The organism is Streptomyces sp., assembly GCF_035645055.1.
Classification (GTDB): domain Bacteria; phylum Actinomycetota; class Actinomycetes; order Streptomycetales; family Streptomycetaceae; genus Streptomyces.
Genome location: NZ_DASQNH010000012.1, coordinates 51,685 through 71,989 on the forward strand (window position 1 = coordinate 51,685; position 20,305 = coordinate 71,989).

Genomic DNA, 20,305 nt, shown 5'->3' on the forward strand with positions numbered 1-20,305 from the left:
TCACAGCCTCGTCCCAAGGCCCGGCCCCCGGTCACCGTACGCCCTCGGCGGCAGGGCAGGATCGAGGGAGGCGAGGGAGGGAGCAGGCATGCGGACGGGCGGGCAGCGGGGACCGGAGATCTGGATCCGCGGGCCGGTGGCGAGCGAGCCGCCCCGCCGTTTCTCGTGGGTCGGCGCGCACGGCGGGTCGGGGGTGTCGACCCTGGCGGCGGTGTACGGCGGTCAGGACTGCGGACGTGACTGGCCGGGTCCCGCCGATCCGCCGGCGGTGCTGCTGGTGGGCCGTACGCACGCGGCGGGCCTGGACGCGGTCGCCCGGGCCCTGGCGGACTTCCGGGACGGCGAGGTACCGCGAGGACTGGGTCTGGCGGGCGCCGTGCTCGTCGCGGACGCGCCGGGCCGGTTACCGCGTCCGCTCGCGCGGCGGATCGGGGAGGTGGAGGCGGCCGTCGGGGTGTACCGGGTGCCGTGGGTCTCCGACTGGCGGCTGGGCGACCTGGGTGGGGGGCCGCCGCGGGGGACGGAAGCGCTGGCGCGGCTGACGGGGGCGGGCCGCTGAGACCGGAGCCGCGGCAGCCGGCAGGGGCGGCCGCGGAGGCGGGGCCGTCCGGCGGCACAGCGGCGGGTTCCGGGCCTCCGCTGCGGCGGGCGGGCCCGGGCGACCACCGAGACCGGCTCGCCGGACGACCACCACGGCGGGCTCCAGGCCACCATCATGGCGGGATCCAGGCGGCCACTGCGGCAAGGCCGCCGAGCGACCACCGGGGCCGAGTTACGGGCGGCCCCCGCGGCAGGGCTGCCAGGGACGGGGAGTGGTGGAATGAACGGCTGTTGCATGCGGCTGCATAGGATGCCGGGCACCGGCTCGTCGTCGTACACCGCGGATCCCAGGGGGAATCTTGTCCCGTCGCTTCCTTTTCCTGCTCGGCAGCAGTCGCCGTGACGGCAACACCGAACTGCTGGCCCGCCGGGCCGCCGAGCAGCTGCCCGAGGACGTCGAGCAGCGCTGGATCAGCCTCGCCGAGCACCCGCTGCCGGACTTCGAGGACCGGCGGCACGGTACCGACGCCGCCCAGCCCGAGCACGAGAACGCCGTCCTGCTGCGCGAGGCCACCCTCGCCGCGACGGACCTGGTGATCGCCTCACCGCTGTACTGGTACTCGGTGACCACGCCGACCAAGCGCTATCTGGACCACTGGTCGGCCTGGCTGCGCACGCCGGGCGTCGACTTCCGGGCGGCGATGGCCGGGCGCGCCCTGTGGGGCGTCACCGCCCTCGCCACCGAGGCCGTGGTCGCCGGTCCGCTGATCGGCACGCTCAACCACTCGGCGGCGTACATGGGGATGCGCTTCGGCGGTGTGCTGCTCGGCAACGGCAGCAGGCCGGGCGACGTGCTGCACGACACCGAGGCGCTGGCCCGCGCCAAGACCTTCTTCGCGCAGGAGGCCCCGCTCGCCCGCTTCCCGTCCGGGGAGTGACGCTCAGGCGTTGATGTCCTTCGCCGTGAACCGCGCCCACGCCGCGGAGCCGAAGACGGCCGCGTACAGGGCCTGGAGGCCGAGGTTCCGTCTCAGGTCGTCCCAGAGGACCGGCTCGCGCATCAGGTCGGCGAAGGACAGCCAGTAGTGGGAGAAGAGGTACGGGTGCAGAGCGTCCAGCTGGGGTATCTGGTCGAGGATCTGCACCGTGATGAGCAGGCCTACGGTCGTCGCCATGGCGGCGATGCCGCTGTTGGTCAGCGTCGAGACGAACAGCCCGAGCGCCGCGATGCCGGTCAGTGAGGCGGCGACGGCGAGCGCGATCAGCAGCGCGCGGCCCAGTCCCTCGGTGAAGCCGATCCGGGTGCCGGAGATGGTGGTGAGGTCGCCGAGCGGGAAGAGCAGCGCCCCGACCGCCAGCGCCGACAGGGCGACCACCAGGGTGGCGGCCAGGCAGAACACCATGGTGGTGGCGTACTTGGTGAGCAGCAGCCGGGTCCGGCCGGCCGGGGCGACCAGCAGATAGCGCAGGGTGCCCGCGTTCGCCTCGCCGGCGATCGCGTCGCCCGCCACCACGCCCACCGCCATCGGCAGGAAGAACGGCAGGGTCGCGGCGAGCGCGGTGAAGACCAGGAACAGGCCGTTGTTGGTGACCTGGGCGATGAAGGCCGGACCCGCGCCGCCGCCCCCGCCGCCGGCCGGGGAGCCGTCGCCGGTCTCGATCTTCACGGCGATCCCGACCAGCACGGGCACCGCGGCCAGGACGCCCAGCAGGGCGAGGGTGCGCCAGCGCCGGAAGGTGGTGACCAGCTCGCTGCCCAAGAGACCGAGGGACCACAGGTGACTCGGTGTGCGCACGACCGGCGTGCCGGTCTCAGCCCGCGACATCGAACCCCTCCCCCGTGAGCGCCATGAACGCGTCCTCCAGCGAGGCCCGCTCGACGCCGAAGCCGCGCACCCGGACCCCTGCCTTCACCAACGCGGCGGTGAGGTCGGCGAGTTCCCCCTCGGGGGCCTCCCCGCTGACCCGTTCCTCCGCCACGACGACGTCGGCGACGCCTTTCTCCTTCAGCACCCGGGCCGCGTCCCCGGTGTCCGGGGTGGTCACGACCAGCCGGCCGCGCAGCCCGGCCGCGAGGTCCGTGACCGTGCCCTGGGTGATCAGCCGTCCCTTGGCCATGACCGCGGCATGAGTGCAGACCTGTTCGATCTCGTCGAGCAGGTGGGAGGAGACGAAGACGGTGGTGCCGTCGTCGGCCAGTTCCCGCACCAGGGTGCGGATCTCCCGCATGCCCTGCGGGTCGAGGCCGTTGGTCGGCTCGTCGAGGACGAGGAGCTTGCGGGGCTGGAGCAGGGCGGCGGCGAGGCCGAGGCGCTGCTTCATCCCCAGGGAGTACGCCTTGGCCTTCTTGCCGGCCGCCGCGGTGAGCCCCACCCGGTCGAGCGCCGCGGCGACCCGGGTCCGCCGGGTGCGCGGGTCGGCGGTGGGGTCGGCGGCGTCGTACCGCAGCAGGTTGTCGCGGCCGGAGAGGAAGCCGTACAGGGCCGGGCCCTCGATGAGGGCGCCGGTCTGCGGCAGTACGGCGCGGGCGGCCCCGGGCATGGGCCTGCCGAGCACCCGCGCCGTACCGGAGGTCGGCTCGATCAGGCCCATCAGCATGCGGATCGTGGTGGTCTTGCCCGATCCGTTCGGGCCGAGGAAGCCGAAGACACTGCCCGCGGGGACGGTCAGGTCCAGGGCGTCGACGGCGAGCTGTCCGCCGCGGTAGCGCTTGGTGAGGGCGCGGGTGACGATGACGTCGTCACCCGCGCCGTCCCCGTCCGGTGCCGTGGCGGGCGGTTCGCTCATGGACTCCCTCACTCAGGCCGAACTGCTCCGTGGTGCCGGTGCCGGTGCCGGCCTCCGTCCCGGTCCTATCGCTCCGACTCGGCGGCCTTCACCAGCGCCTCCTTGGTGACGGCACCGGCGTACACCGTGCCGTCGTCGGTGATCAGGGCGTTGATCAGGCGGGTCTTGAAGACCGTGCCGGAGCCGAAGTCGCCCTTCACCCGGTCGCCGAGGGAGTCGAGGAAGCCGCCCAGGTCGCCGCCGGCCGCGTCGCCGCTGGGGAGGCCGCCGGGGATGCCCGCGCCGCCGGTGTCGAGCACGGCGACGGAGGTCCACCCCTCGCCGATCACCTTCATCCCCTCGGAGCCCCCGGGGCCCCCGGTGTCCTTCCCGAAGCCCTCTTCGAGGCCCTTGGCCAGGTCTTCTTCCTCCTGGGGAGTGACCTGCCGCCCGGCCTGGCTCTCGCTCTCCTCGGTGACCCTGGCGCCCTTGGGCGGGGTGAAGTCGAACGTGGCGGCGGCGGGCTTGGCGTAGCTGATCTTGGTGAAGCCCGCGTCGACGACGGCGGCGCCGCCGCTCGCCGGGGTGAGGGTGAACTTCAGCGGCAGGCCGGTCTTCGCGTCCACCGCGATGCTGATCGCGCCGACCGTGGACCCGGACTGCCTGGGCTCGATGAGCAGCTTGTAGGCGTCCCGCCCGGCGACCTGCGCGGTTCCGTCGACGGTGACGGACGTGGTGTCGCCGACCGCCTTCAGGGCCTGGTCGGCGAAGTCCTTGGGCGTGGCGGGGGGTTCCGCGCTGTGCTGCCCGGCGTCGCCCGCGGTGCCGTGGAAGACCTCGTTGGAGGCGCTGTCGTAGCCCCAGACGTCCTTGCCGTTGTGGATGAGGCTGTACTCGGCGGCGTCCTCCAGCACCGACAGCTTCTGCCGGTCGGGGCCGTCGGCCGCGACGCGCAGGGTGTGGGTACCGGTCGCCAGTTCGGTGAGCTTGGCGGAGGGGTCGGCGGCGGAGCCGTCTCCCTCGCCACCGGGCGCGCCGGCGCCTCCGAGGGCGCCCTCCAGGCCGCCCAGGTCGGGCAGACCCAGGTCGGTGGTGATCTTCACCGTGCCGGACAGCCGCTGCACGTCCGACTCGGCGATCTTCTGTATGAGCTGCTCCGCGGTGATCTTCGGCAGATCGGGGCTGCCGGAGTCGGCGAGGGCGGGGACGAGCCCGATGGTTCCGGCCGCCACCCCCACCACCGCGACCGGAACGACGTACCGGGCGGCCTTGCGCCGCCGTGCGGTCGTGCTGTCGTCGGATTCGTACGGTGCCATGTGTGCCCTACCTCCGTCGTCGACCCGCCCATTCTCACCCGATTGGGTGAGTACTGGCTGTTTTTCCGTGCTTTCCCTCTGTGGTCTCCATCTGACCAAAAGCGGGCACGGCTTTCGTCAGACCGCGGAATCAACTCCGCGTACTGCTGGGGTATGACACGGGGGGCCGGGATCTCCCCCGACCCGTAGGGGTGACGGCCCCGGCAGGGGCCCTGACGCGGCTCAGCCCGCGCGGTGGACCACCGCGTCGCACAGCTCCTGGAGGGCCCGCTTGGCGTCGCACTCGGGCAGCGGGGCGAGCGCCGCGCGCGCCTCCTCGGCGTAGCGCACGGTGTCCCGGCGGGCCTGCTCCAGCGCGGGGTGCGCCCGCAGGGCCGCCAGTGCCCGGGCGTGCCGGGCGTCGTCGCTGAGGTCGGATTCCAGCAGCTCGCACAGGGCGAGGTCCTCGGCACGCCCGCCGCGCGCGGCCTGCTCACGCAGCCGCAGCACGGGCAGGGTGGCGATGCCCTCACGCAGGTCGGTGCCCGGCGTCTTGCCGGACTCGTGCGAGTCGGAGGCGATGTCGAGCACGTCGTCGGCGAGCTGGAAGGCGACGCCGAGGCGCTCCCCGTACTGGGTGAGGACGTTCACGGTCGACTCGTCGACGCCGGACATCATCGCGCCGAACCGGCAGGACACGGCCACCAGTGAGCCGGTCTTGCCGCCGAGCACGTCCAGGTAGTGATCGACCGGGTCGCGGCCGTCCTGCGGGCCCGCGGTCTCCAGGATCTGCCCGGTGACCAGCCGCTCGAAGGCCTCGGCCTGCACCCGGACCGCCTCGGGGCCGAGGTCGGCGAGGATGTGGGAGGCGCGGGCGAAGAGGAAGTCGCCGGTGAGCACGGCGACGGAGTTGCCCCAGCGGGTGTTGGCGCTGGGCACCCCGCGCCGTACGGCCGCCTCGTCCATCACGTCGTCGTGGTACAGCGTGGCCAGGTGGGTCAGCTCCACGACGACGGCGGAGGGCACCACGCCCGGCGCGTAGGGGTCGCCGAACTGCGCGGCGAGCATCACGAGCAGCGGCCGGAACCGCTTCCCGCCGGCCCGCACCAGGTGCTGCGCGGCCTCCGTGATGAACGGGACCTCGCTCTTGGTGGCTTCGAGCAACCCTTCCTCGACAGCCGCCAATCCGGCCTGGACATCGGCTTCCAGAGCCTGGTCCCGCACGCTCAGCCCGAACGGCCCGACGACGGTCACGAGGGGTCTCCTGTCTGCTGGTGTCTACTGGCGATTACGCGGTTTGTCGATACGTCGCTGCCTTCACTCAAGTCAGCGTATCCGGTCACGTTTCGATCACTGATGCCGCCCACGGTTACAGCACGGGCGGTATCGGACCACGCCCGGTATGTTTTTGATCAGGCCATAAGAACGGATATTCATCGACTTCCCCCTGCCGCCACGCTCAGTACTCCTCCTCGCCGGACGGGGTCGCGCCCATGCACATCCGTACGTCCTTCCCCTACGAGATCACTCACGAGGACGTCCGGATCCCGCTGCCGGACCGGACCCTCCTCTACGCGCGCGTGTGGCGCCCGCTGACGGACGAGCCCGTACCGGCGCTCCTCGAATACCTGCCGTACCGCCTGACCGACGGGACCGCGCCCCGCGACGCCCAGCGCCACCCCTGGTACGCGGGCCACGGCTACGCCTCCGTCCGGGTCGACATCCGCGGGTACGGCAACAGCGAGGGGCTGCCCGCGGACGAGGGCTCCGCGCGGGAGGCGGCCGACGGGGCCGAGCTGGTGCGCTGGCTGGCGGACCAGCCCTGGTGCGACGGCGGGGTCGGCATGTTCGGCATCTCCTGGGGCGGAGGCAACTCCCTCCGGATCGCGGCCCTCGCGCCCGAGCCGCTGAAGGCGGTCGTCACGGTCTGCGCCACGGACGACCGATACGACAACGACGCGCACTACCGGGGAGGTTCCGTCCTCGCGGAGGACATGCACGCACGGGCGGCCGCGCTGCTCGCCCTGGCCTGCCGCCCGCCGGACCCGCGGTACGCCGGCGAGGGCTGGCGGGAGCTGTGGCTGCGGCGCCTGGAGGCGGTCGAGCCCTTCGCGGACACCTGGCTGGCCCACCAGACGCGGGACGCCTACTGGCGGCACGGCAGCGTCCGCGAGGACCACGGCGCGATCCGGGCGGCCGTGCTCGCGGTGGGCGGCTGGCACGACCCGCACCGCGACACCGTGCTCCGCCTGGTCGAGCACCTGCCCGCCGACCGCGTCCGCGGCCTGATCGGACCCTGGTCCCACCAGTACCCCGACCGGGGTCTGCCGCCCGGCCCGGCCATCGGCTTCCTCCAGGAGACCCTGCGCTGGTGGGACCACTGGCTGAAGGGGGCGGACACCGGCGTCCTGGACGAGCCCCCGCTGCGCGCGTACGTCAGCGACTCCCACCGCCCGGCCACCACCTACCCCGCGCTGCCCGGACGCTGGGTCGGGGAGCCCGCCTGGCCGTCCCCGAACGTGACGCCGATCACGTACGCCCTCCAGGGCGCCCCCGTCCTCGTACGGTCCCCCCTGCGCACCGGCCTCGACGCCGGCCGGTTCCGCCCCCTCGGCGACGACGCCGACCTGCCGCCCGACCAGCGGGAGGAGGACGCGCGCTCGGCCTGCTTCGAGTTCGCGGTGGCGGAGCAGACCTGGGTGCTGGGGCGGCCCCGGGTGCGGCTGCGGCTGACCTGCGAGGTGCCGCGCGGGCAGGTGATCGCCCGGCTCTGCGACGTGGCCCCGGACGGCGCGTCGACGCTGGTCACCCGGGGTGTGCTGAACCTCTCGGCGCGCCGCGGCCCGGACCGCGCGGTGCCGTGGGAGCCGGGGGCGACGGAGGACGTGCTGTTCGGGCTGGACGGCATCGGCCACGCCTTCCCGCCCGGCCATCGCATCCGGCTCGCCGTCTGCTCCGCGTACTGGCCGTGGCTCTGGCCGCAGCCGGACACGGCGGCCGGGTTCACCCTGGACCCGGCGGGCAGCACCCTCGAACTGCCGGTCCGCGCGCGTGGCGCCGCGGAGACGATCGTCTTCGAGGAGCCCGAGCAGGCCCCGCCGCTGGGGGTCAGCGTCCCCGCGACGCTGGACGAGCCCCGTCCGGGGCGGCTGGTGGTGCGGGACGTGGCCAGGGGCGAGTGGCGCCTGGAGAGCACCCCCGGGCAGGACGGCGTCCGTATGCACCCGGACGGACTGGAGCTGACCGAGAAGGCGACGGAGACCTGCGTGATCCGCGAGGACGATCCGCTCTCCGCCCGCGTCCGCTCCGACCGGTCGGTCCGGCTGCACCGGCCGGAACCGGCCTGGGACACGACCGTGCGCACCCACTCGGAGCTGAGCTGCGACGCCCAGTCCTTTCTGTCCGTGAATGAGGTGATATGCACGGAAGGCGGAGAGGTGGTCTTCCATCGCACCTGGGAGAAGCGGATCCCACGGACCGCGGGCTGACGGGAAGTTGACACACCTTGAGAGGATTGCCCGTTTTTGCGGCTCTTGTGCTCACGCGTGAGTTGGCTCACGAGGGCTCGGTCACATCCTCCTCACAGCTCTCTCCGAATTCCTCGTCCCGCACCGCCAGTTGAGCCGCACCGGCCGTAATGGATCAAGTGCCTCATACACGGTGATCACGGCCAACGGGCGCGATAGGTGATTTCGCTACTTGTTCCGGACACCGGCTCTCGCATACGTTCCCGCTCCGTCGGGCGGACGCCGAATCCTGCCACCGCCCGCGTCACCCATCCGCGAACTCACTCGTACGGCAGGAGCGGGGGACCCAGGTAAGACGCCGGTCCGGGCATCGTCCCGGAACGGCTTGGGGTGAAGCCGTGCGCCCAGGCGCGCGGCCGGGCATCTTCCGGCCCGAACCCGACAGCTCACCTCGCAGGCGTCGGAGAGGACATTCGCCATGCCTGCACAGGGCCAGCCCGTCAACAGCCGCTCGACCCAGAGCCGCCGCCGCACCCGCCTCGCCCGCACCCTCGCCGTCGCCGGCACCGGTGCCGCCGTGCTCGCGCTGCCGCTGCTCGGCGCGACCACCGCCGCCGCGGCCACCCCGGCCGCGACGACCGCCGCGACGGCGTACCCCAACAACCTCGACGGCTGGATCCGCCAGGCCCTGTCGGTCATGTCCCAGCACGGGATCCCCGGCAGCTACGACGGCATCTACCGCAACATCATGCGCGAGTCCTCCGGCAACCCGCAGGCCATCAACCTGTGGGACTCCAACGCCGCCGCGGGCACCCCCTCCAAGGGCCTGCTCCAGGTCATCGACCCCACCTTCGCCGCGTACCACGTGCCCGGCACGGCCTACGACCCGTACGACCCGGTCGCGAACATCGTCGCCGCCTGCAACTACGCGGCCGACCGCTACGGCTCCATCGACAACGTCTTCGGCGCGTACTGAGCCACGAACTCCGCCTCACCGTAGAGCCGTTCGAGGACGGCGGCGATGCCGTCGTCCTCGTTCGACAGGGTCACCTCGTCGGCCACCGCCTTGAGTTCGGGGTGGGCGTTGGCCATCGCCACGCCGTGGGCGGCCCAGTCGAACATGGGGATGTCGTTGGGCATGTCCCCGAAGGCGAGAGTGTCCTCGGGGCGCAGCCCCAGGTGCTCGGCGGCCAGCGCCAGGCCGGTCGCCTTGGTGATGCCGCACGGCTGCAGCTCCACCGTCCCCGGCCCCGACATGGTGACGGTCGCGAGTGAGCCGACCACCGCGCGGGCCACGCCCGCCAACTCGTCGTCACTCAGCGACGGATGCCGCAGCAGCACCTTGCTGATGGGCTCGCCCCACAGGTCACCGCGCCGCCCGACCCGCACCGCGGGAAGCGTGGGGTGCGGCATCCGGTAGCCCGGCTCGATCAGTGTCAGCCCGTCGGTCCCGTCCTGGTCGACCGCCGCGTACACCTGCCCCACCTCGGCCTCGATCTTGCCGAGCGCGGTTTCCGCCAGCTCCCGGTCCAGGGTCACGGACCACAGCAGCCGGTCCGCGCCCACGTCGTACAGCTGCGCCCCCTGCCCGCACACCGCCAGCCCCGTGCCGCCCAGGTCCTCCAGCAGCGGACGCACCCGCGGGGCCGGCCGTCCGGTCACCACCAGATGCCGGGCGCCGGCCGCCGCCAGCCGGGCGAGGGCGGCGCGCGACCGGTCGGAGACCGTGTCGTCGCCGCGCAGCAGGGTGCCGTCGAGGTCGGTGGCGATGAGGGAGTACGCGGCGGTGCGCGCGGCATATGCGGTGGGAGGGGCCATGATCAGAGAATACGGACCGCGCGCCCGCCCCGCTCGCCCTCAACTCCCTTCCCGCCGTCCGGTTTTCACCCCCACGTGGTTCTTCCGTGGCCGTCTTCGGCGTGGACCGCCCGGGCTGGGAGGTCGAGGCCACCGAGGCCGCCAACCCGCCCCAGCGGATCCGGGAGTTCCCGGGGTGGCAGGGGGCGGTGGAGGACGTTTGGCGGCATGACCGGCATTCTGGGCACTGCCCAAACCGGGATCACCGCCGTAACGTGTGGCGCGACCGCATGGACCGCGCGTACGAAAGTGAGGCAGTACCCCATGCCCCCCTTCGATGTCCCCGAGGGCGACCCCTTCGGTCCGCACAACCTTCCGTACGGCGTGTTCTCGCCCGCCGGTTCCGAGCAGCGGACCGTCGGCGTCCGGCTCGGCGACCATGTGCTCGACGCGGGCGCGGCGGCCCTGGCGCTCGGCTCCCCGTACGCCTCGCTGCTCGCCCGGCCCACGCTGGGCCCGCTGCTCGCGGCCGGCCGCACCGCCTGGTCGGACGTCCGGCGCGCGCTCACCGCCTGGGTGACCGTGCCCTCCCACCGCGAGACCGTCGCGCCGCTGATGCACCCCCTGTCGTCGGTGACCCTGCATCTGCCCTTCGAGGTCGCCGACTACGTCGACTTCTACGCCTCGGAGAACCACGCCCGCAACGTCGGCCGGATGTTCCGCCCGGACGCCCCCGACTCGCTCACCCCCAACTGGAAGCACCTGCCGATCGGCTATCACGGCCGCTCCGGCACGGTCGTGGTCTCCGGCACCGAGATCATCCGCCCGTCGGGCCAGCGCAAGGCCCCCGCCGATCCCGCCCCGGTCTTCGGGCCGTCCGTCCGCCTGGACATCGAGGCGGAGGTCGGCTTCGTCGTCGGCGTGCCCTCGCGGATGGGCCACCCGGTGGCGCTGGGCGACTTCCGGGAGCACGTCTTCGGGCTGTGCCTGCTCAACGACTGGTCGGCGCGGGACGTCCAGGCCTGGGAGTACGTGCCCCTCGGCCCGTTCCTCGGCAAGTCCTTCGCCACCTCCGTGTCCGCGTGGATCACCCCGCTGGACGCCCTGGAGGACGCCCGGGTCGCGCCCCCGGAGCGCACCCACGAGCTGCTGCCCTACCTCGACGACGCCGACGAGGAGCCCGGCGGCTACGACCTGCGCATCTCCGTCGCCGTCAACGGCCACGTGGTCTCCGAGCCGCCCTTCTCCACCATGTACTGGACCGCGGCCCAGCAGCTCGCCCATATGACCGTCAACGGCGCCTCCCTGCGCACCGGCGACCTCTACGGTTCCGGCACCGTCAGCGGCCCCGAACCCGCCCAGCGCGGCTCCCTGCTGGAGCTGACCTGGAACGGCCGCGACCCGCTCGACCTGCCCGACGGCAAGCGCACCTTCCTGGAGGACGGCGACACGGTCACCCTGACGGCCTGGGCACCGGGTCCGGGCGGGGCCCGGGTGGGGCTGGGCGAGGTGACGGGGACGATCGTTCCCGCCTGAACCACCTTGTCCGACGGGCCGGTTGGGCCCTGGAAGGGTGACTTCCGGTAACGCGTCGGTCCGGGCGCTGACTCCGGGCCCCGCCCGCCGTCATACTGGCGGCGGGCGCAGTGCGCGACGCCGGCGCGGTATGCGGACGGCGCGCGCCCGCGCCGCGCCACCCGTACCGCCCGAAGCCGACCCTCACTCCAGATCCGGAGCCCGTGGCATGACCGTCTGCCTGCTCCTGCTGAGCGTCCTCGCCCTGACGGCCGCCGTGCCGGTCCCCCGCGCGCTGACCCGCGCCGCCTGGCCCGAACGGGAGCCGGTGGTGGCGCTGTGGGTGTGGCAGTGCCTGGTCGCCACCGTCCTGCTGTGCTGTCTGACCGCGCTGACACTCGGTGCGGCGGCCGTCTTCCAGACCGTCCGCGACCAGGTCTTCGCCCCGGCCCCGCCCGCCGTCACCGCCGCCTACGACCTGTCCGCCGCGCCGCCCTGGGCCGCCGCGCTCACCCTGCTGCTGGCCTGCGGAGCCGCCTGGACCACCGCGATGCTCGGGCGGGAACTGGTCGAGACTCGCCGCCGGCGCGGCCAGGCCCGCGCCCACCTGCGCGAACGTGCCCCCGACCTGCCCGCCGGGCTGCCGGCCGGGCGCGGGCCGCTCCTGGTCCTGGAGGACGAGTACCCGGACGCCTGGTGGCTGCCGGGCCACCCGGCGCAGTTGGTCGTCACCACCGGCGCCCTGCACCGGCTCACCGACCACCAGCTCGACGCCGTCCTCACGCACGAGCGCGGTCACGCCCGGGCCCGCCACGACTGGCTGCTGCATCTGTCGACCGCCCTGGCCACCGGCTTCCCGCGCGTCCCGCTGTTCGCCCACTTCTGCGACCAGACGCACCGGCTGGTGGAGCTGGCCGCCGACGACACCGCCTCCCGGCGCTGTGGTCACCTCACCACCGCGCTCGCCCTGATCGAGCTGAACCAGCACCGGGGTGTGCTGTCCTGCGCCTCCAGTCACCGGCTGCTCGGCGAGCGCGTCGACCGGCTGCTGGAGCCGCCGCCCCGGCTGGGCCGCCGCCACCGGGCCCTGACGACGACGGTGGCGGCCCTGGTGCCCCTGCTGCCACTGCTGATCACCTTCGCGCCGGGGCTGACGGCACTCAGCTGAGTCCCGCGCCCGTGCTCAGCCCTGCGTCCAGTCCGGCTCCGGCTCCTCGTCGGGCCAGTCGTGCGGGCCGAAGGGGTCCTCGGGCTCGTGACCGGTGGCCGCTGCCGGGGGCGTGTCGGCGCTCGCGGGCGCCGGAGCCTGGGCCGGGTCCTGGGCCCGGGCCGACGGACCGTCCAGATCGGCGAGCACCGCGAGGACGCCCTCGCCGTACGTCGCCAGCTTCTTCTCGCCGACGCCGCTGATCCCGCCCAGCTCGCGCACCGAGGTCGGCCACACGGTGGCGATCTCCCGCAGGGTCGCGTCATGGAAGATCACATACGCCGGGACACCCTGCTCCCTGGCCTGCTCGGCCCGCCAGGCGCGCAGCGCCTCGAAGGCCGGCACCAGCTCCGCGGGCAGCTCGGCGGCGGCGGCCGCCTTCGGCTTGCGCTCACCGCGCCCGGAGGACGCCGACGCCTTCACGGTCACCGGCTTCTTCGGCTCCTTGCGCAGCGGCACCTCCCGCTCCCGGCGCAGCACCGTCCCGCTGGCCTCGGTCAGCACCAGCGTGCCGTAATCCCCCTCGACCGCGAGCAGGCCCTGTGCCAGCAACTGCCGGATGACGCCCCGCCATTCGCCCTCGGTCAGCTCGTCGCCGATGCCGAACACGGACAGCTGGTCGTGGTCGAACTGGATCACCTTGCCGGTGCGCTTGCCCAGCAGGATGTCGATGATCTGCACCGCGCCGAACTTCTGCCCGCGCTCCCGCTGCAACCGCACCACCGTCGAGAGCACCTTCTGCGCGGCGACCGTGCCGTCCCAGGTCTCCGGCGGGGTCAGGCAGGTGTCGCAGTTGCCGCAGCCGTTCGGGGCCGGTTCCTGGCCGAAGTAGGCGAGCAGCTGGCCTCGCCGGCACTGGGCGGTCTCGCACAGCGCGAGCATCGCGTCGAGGTGGGCCTGGGCCCGCCGCCGGAAGGCCTCGTCGCCCTCGCCGGACTGGATCAGCTTGCGCTGCTGGATCACGTCGTTGAGGCCGTACGCCATCCAGGCCGTGGACGGCAGTCCGTCGCGCCCCGCGCGACCCGTCTCCTGGTAGTACCCCTCCACCGACTTCGGCAGGTCCAGGTGGGCGACGAACCGGACGTCCGGCTTGTCGATGCCCATGCCGAAGGCGATGGTCGCGACCACCACCAGGCCGTCCTCGCGCAGGAAGCGGGACTGGTGGGCGGCGCGCGTGCCCGCGTCCAGGCCCGCGTGGTACGGCACCGCCTCGATGCCGTTGCGGGAGAGGAACTCCGCCGTCTTCTCGACCGAGTTGCGCGACAGGCAGTACACGATGCCCGCGTCGCCCGGGTGCTCCTCGCTCAGGAAGCTCAGCAGCTGTTTCTTCGGGTCGGCCTTCGGCACGATCCGGTACTGGATGTTGGGCCGGTCGAAGCTCGCCACGAAGTGCCGGGCCGCCGGCATGTTCAGCCGCTGGGTGATCTCCTGGTGCGTGGCATGGGTGGCCGTCGCCGTGAGGGCGATCCGCGGGACGTCCGGCCAGCGCTCGCCGAGCAGGGAGAGGGCCAGATAGTCGGGGCGGAAGTCGTGTCCCCACTGGGAGACACAGTGCGCCTCGTCGATCGCGAAGACGGAGATCTTGCCACGGGAGAGCAGGTCCAGCGTGGCCTCCACGCGGAGCCGCTCCGGGGCCAGATAGAGCAGGTCCAGCTCGCCCGCCAGGAACTCCGCCTCGACGACCCGCCGCTCGCCGAAGTCCTGCGTGGAGTTGATGAACCCGGCCCGCACGCCGAGCGCCCGCAACGCGTCCACCTGGTCCTGCATCAGCGCGATCAGCGGGGAGACGACCACTCCCGTGCCCGGTCTGACCAGGGCCGGGATCTGGTAGCACAGCGACTTGCCACCACCGGTCGGCATGAGCACCACGGCGTCACCGCCGGCCACCACATGCTCGATGACGGCTTCCTGCTCGCCGCGGAAGGCCTCGTACCCGAAGACCCTGTGCAGCGTGGCCAGCGTCTCGGTCTGTGTCACTGCCATCTCGGCGATACCGCCCGTCCCGCCCATCGTCGTGCCCCCCGTACGTCGTCCCTCGACCACTGCCTCCACGATAGGGGGCCGCGCCGACAGCCCCGGAAGTTATCCACAGGCACCGTGCGTATCACGTCAGGGACACGATCACCGTTCACACGTTCGCGGGAGACCTGCGTTTCCGGTGGACAGTCGAATGCGCCGGCGAGACGCCGTCCTCATGGGAGCACTGATGAGCGGCGCGCCTCCGCACACGGAAACTGATCGGCGGGAGCCTGCTCTTCGGAGTCTCCGGGAGTCCGCCCGGGCCGGCATCCCCCACTACCGGCGGGTCGAAAACGAGAGGGGGCGTGCGGCGGTGCACGTCTTCGAGCTGGAGCCCGCCACGGGCGCCTGCGCCAGTATCGGCATCCTGCCGGGAGCGGATGAAGGTGGACGTCCCGTTCCCCCGCGGACCTGGTCCTCACGCAGGTCGGACGCTCCGGGACAGGGGACAGCAGGCAGTCCGTACACCGCTGCCCGGCACCTATGACGGGGCCGGGCAGCAGCCGTGTGCGGCGTGCGTCAGCGCACGAACACCCCCGCCTGACCCGCCAGGTCCAGGAAGTACTGCGGTGCCACACCGAGCACCAGCGTCACCGCCACGCCCGCCGTGATCGCCGTGATGGTCAGCGGCGAGGGCACGGCGACCGTCGGGCCCTCGGGCCGGGGCTCGCTGAAGAACATCAGCACGATCACCCGGATGTAGAAGAAGGCCGCGATCGCCGAGGAGATCACACCGACCACCACCAGCGGGGCCGCGCCGCCCTCCGCCGCCGCCTTGAACACGGCGAACTTGCCCGCGAACCCGGAGGTCAGCGGAATGCCCGCGAAGGCCAGCAGGAACACCGCGAAGACCGCCGCGACCAGCGGGGACCTGCGCCCCAGCCCGGCCCACTTGGACAGGTGCGTCGCCTCACCACCCGCGTCCCTCACCAGGGTGACGACCGCGAACGCGCCGATCGTCACGAAGGAGTAGGCGCCCAGGTAGAAGAGGACCGAGGAGACACCGTCCGGCGTGGTCGCGATGACACCCGCGAGGATGAATCCCGCGTGCGCGATCGACGAGTACGCCAGCAGCCGCTTGATGTCGGTCTGGGTGATCGCGACGATCGCGCCGCCCAGCATCGTGACGATCGCCACGCCCCACATCACCGGCCGCCAGTCCCAGCGCAGGCCGGGCAGGACGACGTAGAGGATGCGCAGCAGCGCGCCGAACGCGGCCACCTTGGTCGCCGCCGCCATGAACCCGGTCACCGGGGTCGGTGCGCCCTGGTACACGTCCGGGGTCCACATGTGGAACGGCACCGCGCCCACCTTGAACAGCAGACCCATCACGATCAGCGCGGCGCCGGTCAGCAGCAGCGCGTCGTTGCCCATGGTGTTCGCCAGGGCGGGGGTGACGTCGGTGACCGTGCCGTCGACGACCCGTGCGATCGTGCCGTACGACATGGAGCCCGCGTAGCCGTACAGCAGGGCGATGCCGAACAGGGTGAAGGCTGAGGCGAACGCGCCGAGCAGGAAGTACTTCACCGCGGCCTCCTGCGACATCAGCCGCTTGCGCCGGGCCAGCGCGCACAGCAGATACAGCGGGAGGGAGAAGACCTCCAGGGCCACGAACAGCGTCAGCAGGTCGTTGGCCGCCGGGAAGAGGAGCATGCCGCCGACCGCGAAGAGGAGCAGCGGAAACACCTCGGTGGTGGTGAACCCGGCCTTCACCGCGGCCTTCTCGCTGTCGCTGCCGGGCACGGAGGCGGCCTGCGCGGCGAAGGAGTCGACCCGGTTGCCGTGCGCCGCCGGGTCCAGGCGCCGCTCGGCGAAGGTGAACAGGCTGACCAGCGCGACCAGCAGAATGGTGCCCTGGAGGAACAGGGCCGGACCGTCGACCGCGATCGCGCCCATCGCCGCGATCCGGGCCTTCGTGGTGCCGTATCCGTCGGCGGCGAGCGCGACGACCGCGGCGAAGGCGGCGGCGAGGCCGACGACGGAGACGAACATCTGCGCGTAGTACCGGGACTTGCGCGGCACGAACGCCTCGACGAGCACGCCGGCGATCGCCGCGCCGATGACGATCAGCATGGGCGCCAGTTGCCCGTACTCGATCTTCGGCGCGTCGATCTTCGAGATCGGGTCGGCCGCGGTGGCCGCCGTTGTCCACAGGCTGTGGACGGCTGATGCGCTCACTTGGCCGCCTCCACCTCGGGCTGGGGGTCCTTCTTCTGTACGTCCGACATGGTCTGCTCGACCGCCGGGTTGACGATGTCCGTGACCGGCTTCGGGTAGACGCCCAGCACGATCAGCAGCGCGATCAGCGGGGCGACGACCACCAGCTCACGCACCCGGAGGTCGGGCATCGCGGACACCTCCGGCTTCACCGGGCCCGTCATCGTCCGCTGGTAGAGGACGAGGGTGTAGAGCGCGGCGAGCACGATGCCGAGGGTGGCGATGACGCCGATCACCGGATAGCGCGCGAAGGTGCCGACCAGGACCAGGAACTCGCTCACGAACGGGGCGAGTCCGGGCAGTGACAGGGTCGCCAGGCCGCCGATCAGGAACGTGCCGGCCAGCACCGGGGCGACCTTCTGCACTCCGCCGTAGTCGGCGATGAGCCGCGAGCCGCGCCGGGAGATCAGGAAGCCCGCCACCAGCATCAGCGCGGCGGTCGAGATGCCGTGGTTGACCATGTACAGGGTGGCGCCGGACTGTCCCTGGCTGGTCATCGCGAAGATGCCCATGATGATGAAGCCGAAGTGGGAGATCGACGCATAGGCGATCAGCCGCTTGATGTCCCGCTGGCCGACCGCGAGCAGCGCCCCGTAGATGATGCTGATCAGGGCCAGGACGAGGATCGCGGGCGTCGCCCACTTGCTGGCCTCCGGGAACAGCTGGAGGCAGAAGCGGAGCATCGCGAAGGTGCCCACCTTGTCGACGACCGCGGTGATGAGGACGGCGACCGGGGCGGTGGACTCCTGCATGGCGTTGGGCAGCCAGGTGTGCAGCGGCCACAGTGGCGCCTTCACCGCGAAGGCGAAGAAGAAGCCGAGGAACAGCCAGCGTTCGGTGCTGGTCGCCATGTCCAGCTCGCCGCTCGCGCGCGCCTGCGCGATCTCCGTGAGCGAGAAGTTCCCGGCGACCACGTACAGCCCGATCACCGCGGCCAGCATGATCAGACCGCCGGCCAGGTTGTAGAGCAGGAACTTCACCGCCGCGTACGACCGCTGCGTGGCCGCCGCCTGCTCCCCGTGCTCGTGGGCACGGTCCCCGAAGCCGCCGATGAGGAAGTACATCGGGATGAGCATGGCTTCGAAGAAGATGTAGAAGAGGAAGACGTCGGTGGCCTCGAAGGAGAGGATCACCATCGCCTCGACGGCCAGGATCAGCGCGAAGAAGCCCTGGGTGGGCCGCCACCGCTTGCTGCCGGTCTCCAGCGGGTCGGCGTCGTGCCAGCCCGCGAGGATGATGAACGGGATGAGCAGGGCCGTCAGCGCGATCAGCGCGACCGCGATGCCGTCCACGCCCAGCTCGTAGCGGACTCCGAAGTCCGCGATCCACGAGTGGGACTCGGTGAGCTGGTAGCGGTCGCCGTCCGGGTCGAAGCGGACCAGGACGGTGATCGCGAGGGCGAGGGTGGCGAGCGAGACGAGCAGCGCCAGCCACTTGGCGGCGGTGCGCCGCGCGGCCGGGACGGCGGCCGTGGCCACCGCCCCGAGCGCCGGGAGCGCCGCCGTCACTGTCAGCAGGGGAAAGGACATCGGTATCAGACCGCCCTCATCAGCAGGGTCGCGGCGACCAGGATCGCCGCACCGCCGAACATCGAGACCGCGTACGACCGCGCGAAGCCGTTCTGCAGGCGGCGCAGCCGTCCGGAGAGGCCGCCGACCGAGGCCGCCGTGCCGTTGACGACTCCGTCGACCAGGGTGTGGTCGACGTACACCAGGGACCGGGTCAGGTGCTCGCCGCCGCGGACCAGGACGACATGGTTGAAGTCGTCCTGGAGCAGGTCGCGGCGGGCGGCCCGGGTGAGCAGGGATCCGCGCGGGGCGACGGCCGGGACCGGGCGGCGGCCGTACTGCGCCCAGGCGATCGCGACGCCGATCACCATGCACGCCACGGTGGCGCCGGTGACCACACCCGCGCTGATCGGCGGGTGGCCGTGGTCGTGCCCGGTGATGGGCTCCAGCCAGTGGACGAACCGGTCGCCGATGCTGAAGAACGCGCCGCCCGCGACCGATCCGACCGCCAGCAGGATCATCGGGACCGTCATGACCTTGGGCGACTCGTGCGGGTGCGGTTCGGCGCGCTCGCCGTGCGTCTCGGCGGCGGGCTCGACGCTCGGCTCCGCCGGGGACGGCGTCGGCGCGTTGCGCCAGCGCTCCTCGCCGAAGAACGTCATCAGCATCACGCGCGTCATGTAGTACGCCGTGATGGCCGCACCGAGCAGGGCGCAGCCGCCCAGGATCCAGCCCTCGGTGCCGCCCTTGGCGAACGCCGCCTCGATGATCTTGTCCTTGGAGAAGAAGCCGGACAGGCCCGGGAAGCCGATGATCGCGAGGTAGCCGAGGCCGAAGGTGACGAAGGTGACCGGCATGTACTTGCGCAGGCCGCCGTAGCGGCGCATGTCGACCTCGTCGTTCATGCCGTGCATGACGGAACCGGCGCCGAGGAACAGCCCGGCCTTGAAGAAACCGTGCGTCACCAGGTGCATGATCGCGAAGACATAGCCGATCGGGCCGAGACCGGCGGCCAGCACCATGTAGCCGATCTGCGACATGGTCGAGCCGGCCAGCGCCTTCTTGATGTCGTCCTTCGCGCAACCGACGATCGCACCGAAGAGCAGGGTGACCGCGCCGACGATGGTGACGACGAGCTGGGCGTCGGGGGCCGCGTTGAAGATGGCGCCGGAGCGGACGATCAGGTAGACGCCGGCGGTGACCATGGTCGCGGCGTGGATGAGGGCCGAGACCGGGGTCGGGCCCTCCATCGCGTCCCCGAGCCAGGACTGGAGCGGCACCTGGGCGGACTTGCCGCAGGCGGCGAGCAGCAGCATCAGGCCGATGCCGGTGAGCGTGCCCTCGGAGGTCTCGCCCACGCTGTTCAGCACCGGCCCGAAGGCGAAGGTGCCGAACGTGGTGAACATCAGCATGATCGCGATCGACAGGCCGACGTCGCCGACCCGGTTGACCAGGAACGCCTTCTTCGCGGCCGTGGCGGCGCTGGGCTTGTGCTGCCAGAAGCCGATCAGCAGGTAGGAAGCGAGACCGACGCCCTCCCAGCCGACGTACAGCAGCAGGTAGTTGTCGGCGAGGACGAGCAGCAGCATCGCCGCGAGGAACAGGTTCAGGTAGCCGAAGAAGCGGCGGCGCCGCTCGTCGTGCTCCATGTACCCGATCGAGTAGAGGTGGATCAGTGAGCCGACACCGGTGATCAGCAGGACGAACGTCATCGACAGCTGGTCGAGGCGGAAGGCGACGTCCGCCTGGAAGCCCTCGACCGGGATCCAGCTGAACAGGTGCTGGGTGACCGTGCGGTGCTCGGCGTCCTTGCCCAGCAGGTCGGCGAAGAGGACCGCGCCGAGGGCGAAGGAGACGAACGCCAGCAGCGTGCCGATCCAGTGGCCGACGGCGTCGAGCCGCCGACCGCCGCACAGCAGGACGGCCGCTCCGAGCAGGGGCGCCGCGATCAGCAGCGCAATCAAGTTCTCCACT

The 20,305-nt window shown here is 72.1% G+C and carries 15 protein-coding genes and 1 riboswitch; of the genes, 6 read left to right on the forward strand and 9 right to left on the reverse strand.

Going from position 1 to position 20,305, the window contains the following annotated elements; all coding sequences use genetic code 11:
* Positions 1-88: 88 nt before the first annotated feature.
* Positions 89-559 (forward strand): hypothetical protein, encoded by a 471-nt coding sequence (locus VE614_RS03315; protein ID WP_324931625.1) that lies wholly within the window; start codon positions 89-91, stop codon positions 557-559.
* A 340-nt stretch (positions 560-899) separates the two neighbouring features.
* Complete coding sequence (locus VE614_RS03320) at positions 900-1,478, forward strand: flavodoxin family protein (RefSeq protein WP_324931629.1); 579 nt, start codon at positions 900-902, stop codon at positions 1,476-1,478.
* Between the two features lie 3 nt (positions 1,479-1,481).
* On the opposite strand, the gene VE614_RS03325 is transcribed toward VE614_RS03320, so the two are convergent.
* The 4 genes from VE614_RS03325 to VE614_RS03340 all read right to left on the reverse strand — a co-directional run bounded on the left by VE614_RS03325 (position 1,482) and on the right by VE614_RS03340 (position 5,855).
* Entirely contained in the window at positions 1,482-2,366 is an 885-nt protein-coding gene (locus tag VE614_RS03325; protein ID WP_324931632.1) for an ABC transporter permease, read from the reverse strand.
* Positions 2,353-3,327, reverse strand: coding sequence for an ABC transporter ATP-binding protein (locus VE614_RS03330; RefSeq protein ID WP_324931635.1), 975 nt, complete (start codon positions 3,325-3,327; stop codon positions 2,353-2,355). The genes VE614_RS03325 and VE614_RS03330 overlap by 14 nt, the downstream gene beginning before the upstream one ends.
* 65 nt (positions 3,328-3,392) lie before the next feature.
* On the reverse strand, positions 3,393-4,622 hold the full coding sequence (locus VE614_RS03335) for a DUF2092 domain-containing protein (protein ID WP_324931638.1): 1,230 nt from the start codon (positions 4,620-4,622) through the stop codon (positions 3,393-3,395).
* A gap of 222 nt (positions 4,623-4,844) precedes the next feature.
* Entirely contained in the window at positions 4,845-5,855 is a 1,011-nt protein-coding gene (locus tag VE614_RS03340; RefSeq protein WP_086733070.1) for a polyprenyl synthetase family protein, read from the reverse strand.
* Positions 5,856-6,094: 239 nt separating this feature from the next.
* On the opposite strand from VE614_RS03340, the gene VE614_RS03345 reads away from it, so the two are divergent.
* The gene (locus VE614_RS03345) at positions 6,095-8,089 is read left to right on the forward strand and encodes a CocE/NonD family hydrolase (RefSeq protein WP_324931646.1); all 1,995 of its coding nucleotides are present in this window, start codon (positions 6,095-6,097) and stop codon (positions 8,087-8,089) included.
* Positions 8,090-8,371: 282 nt separating this feature from the next.
* Positions 8,372-8,543, forward strand: a riboswitch (cyclic di-AMP (ydaO/yuaA leader).
* A 3-nt stretch (positions 8,544-8,546) separates the two neighbouring features.
* Entirely contained in the window at positions 8,547-9,044 is a 498-nt protein-coding gene (locus VE614_RS03350; RefSeq protein WP_324931649.1) for a transglycosylase SLT domain-containing protein, read from the forward strand.
* Here the strand turns inward: VE614_RS03350 and VE614_RS03355 are convergent.
* Entirely contained in the window at positions 9,008-9,886 is an 879-nt protein-coding gene (locus VE614_RS03355) for an HAD family hydrolase (RefSeq protein WP_324931652.1), read from the reverse strand. The two genes, VE614_RS03350 and VE614_RS03355, sit on opposite strands and share 37 nt — an antisense overlap.
* A 303-nt stretch (positions 9,887-10,189) precedes the next feature.
* Between VE614_RS03355 and fahA the strand changes: the two genes are divergently transcribed.
* Positions 10,190-11,401, forward strand: coding sequence for a fumarylacetoacetase (gene fahA, locus VE614_RS03360; RefSeq protein WP_324931655.1), 1,212 nt, complete (start codon positions 10,190-10,192; stop codon positions 11,399-11,401).
* 208 nt (positions 11,402-11,609) lie between these two features.
* Positions 11,610-12,548, forward strand: a complete 939-nt coding sequence (locus tag VE614_RS03365; protein ID WP_324931658.1) for a M56 family metallopeptidase — start codon at positions 11,610-11,612, stop codon at positions 12,546-12,548.
* Between the two features lie 15 nt (positions 12,549-12,563).
* Here VE614_RS03365 and recQ read toward each other — a convergent pair whose 3' ends face one another.
* The 4 genes from recQ to nuoL all read right to left on the reverse strand — a co-directional run bounded on the left by recQ (position 12,564) and on the right by nuoL (position 20,304).
* Positions 12,564-14,597 (reverse strand): DNA helicase RecQ, encoded by a 2,034-nt coding sequence (gene recQ / locus VE614_RS03370; protein ID WP_324931695.1) that lies wholly within the window; start codon positions 14,595-14,597, stop codon positions 12,564-12,566.
* A 528-nt stretch (positions 14,598-15,125) separates the two neighbouring features.
* Entirely contained in the window at positions 15,126-16,784 is a 1,659-nt protein-coding gene (gene nuoN / locus VE614_RS03380; protein ID WP_324931661.1) for an NADH-quinone oxidoreductase subunit NuoN, read from the reverse strand.
* On the reverse strand, positions 16,781-18,352 hold the full coding sequence (locus VE614_RS03385; protein WP_324931664.1) for an NADH-quinone oxidoreductase subunit M: 1,572 nt from the start codon (positions 18,350-18,352) through the stop codon (positions 16,781-16,783). Before VE614_RS03385 ends, nuoN begins: the two co-directional genes overlap by 4 nt.
* A gap of 5 nt (positions 18,353-18,357) precedes the next feature.
* Complete coding sequence (gene nuoL, locus VE614_RS03390; RefSeq protein WP_324931667.1) at positions 18,358-20,304, reverse strand: NADH-quinone oxidoreductase subunit L; 1,947 nt, start codon at positions 20,302-20,304, stop codon at positions 18,358-18,360.
* Position 20,305: the final 1 nt, after the last annotated feature.

Coding starts and splice junctions, on each gene's coding strand:
- VE614_RS03335 (WP_324931638.1), bottom strand. CDS start 4,622: ATGGCACCGTACGAATCCGACGACAGCACGACCGCACGGCGGCGCAAG.
- VE614_RS03315 (WP_324931625.1), top strand. CDS start 89: ATGCGGACGGGCGGGCAGCGGGGACCGGAGATCTGGATCCGCGGGCCG.
- VE614_RS03330 (WP_324931635.1), bottom strand. CDS start 3,327: ATGAGCGAACCGCCCGCCACGGCACCGGACGGGGACGGCGCGGGTGAC.
- fahA (WP_324931655.1), top strand. CDS start 10,190: ATGCCCCCCTTCGATGTCCCCGAGGGCGACCCCTTCGGTCCGCACAAC.
- VE614_RS03350 (WP_324931649.1), top strand. CDS start 8,547: ATGCCTGCACAGGGCCAGCCCGTCAACAGCCGCTCGACCCAGAGCCGC.
- VE614_RS03325 (WP_324931632.1), bottom strand. CDS start 2,366: ATGTCGCGGGCTGAGACCGGCACGCCGGTCGTGCGCACACCGAGTCAC.
- VE614_RS03345 (WP_324931646.1), top strand. CDS start 6,095: ATGCACATCCGTACGTCCTTCCCCTACGAGATCACTCACGAGGACGTC.
- recQ (WP_324931695.1), bottom strand. CDS start 14,597: ATGGGCGGGACGGGCGGTATCGCCGAGATGGCAGTGACACAGACCGAG.
- VE614_RS03365 (WP_324931658.1), top strand. CDS start 11,610: ATGACCGTCTGCCTGCTCCTGCTGAGCGTCCTCGCCCTGACGGCCGCC.
- VE614_RS03355 (WP_324931652.1), bottom strand. CDS start 9,886: ATGGCCCCTCCCACCGCATATGCCGCGCGCACCGCCGCGTACTCCCTC.
- VE614_RS03385 (WP_324931664.1), bottom strand. CDS start 18,352: ATGTCCTTTCCCCTGCTGACAGTGACGGCGGCGCTCCCGGCGCTCGGG.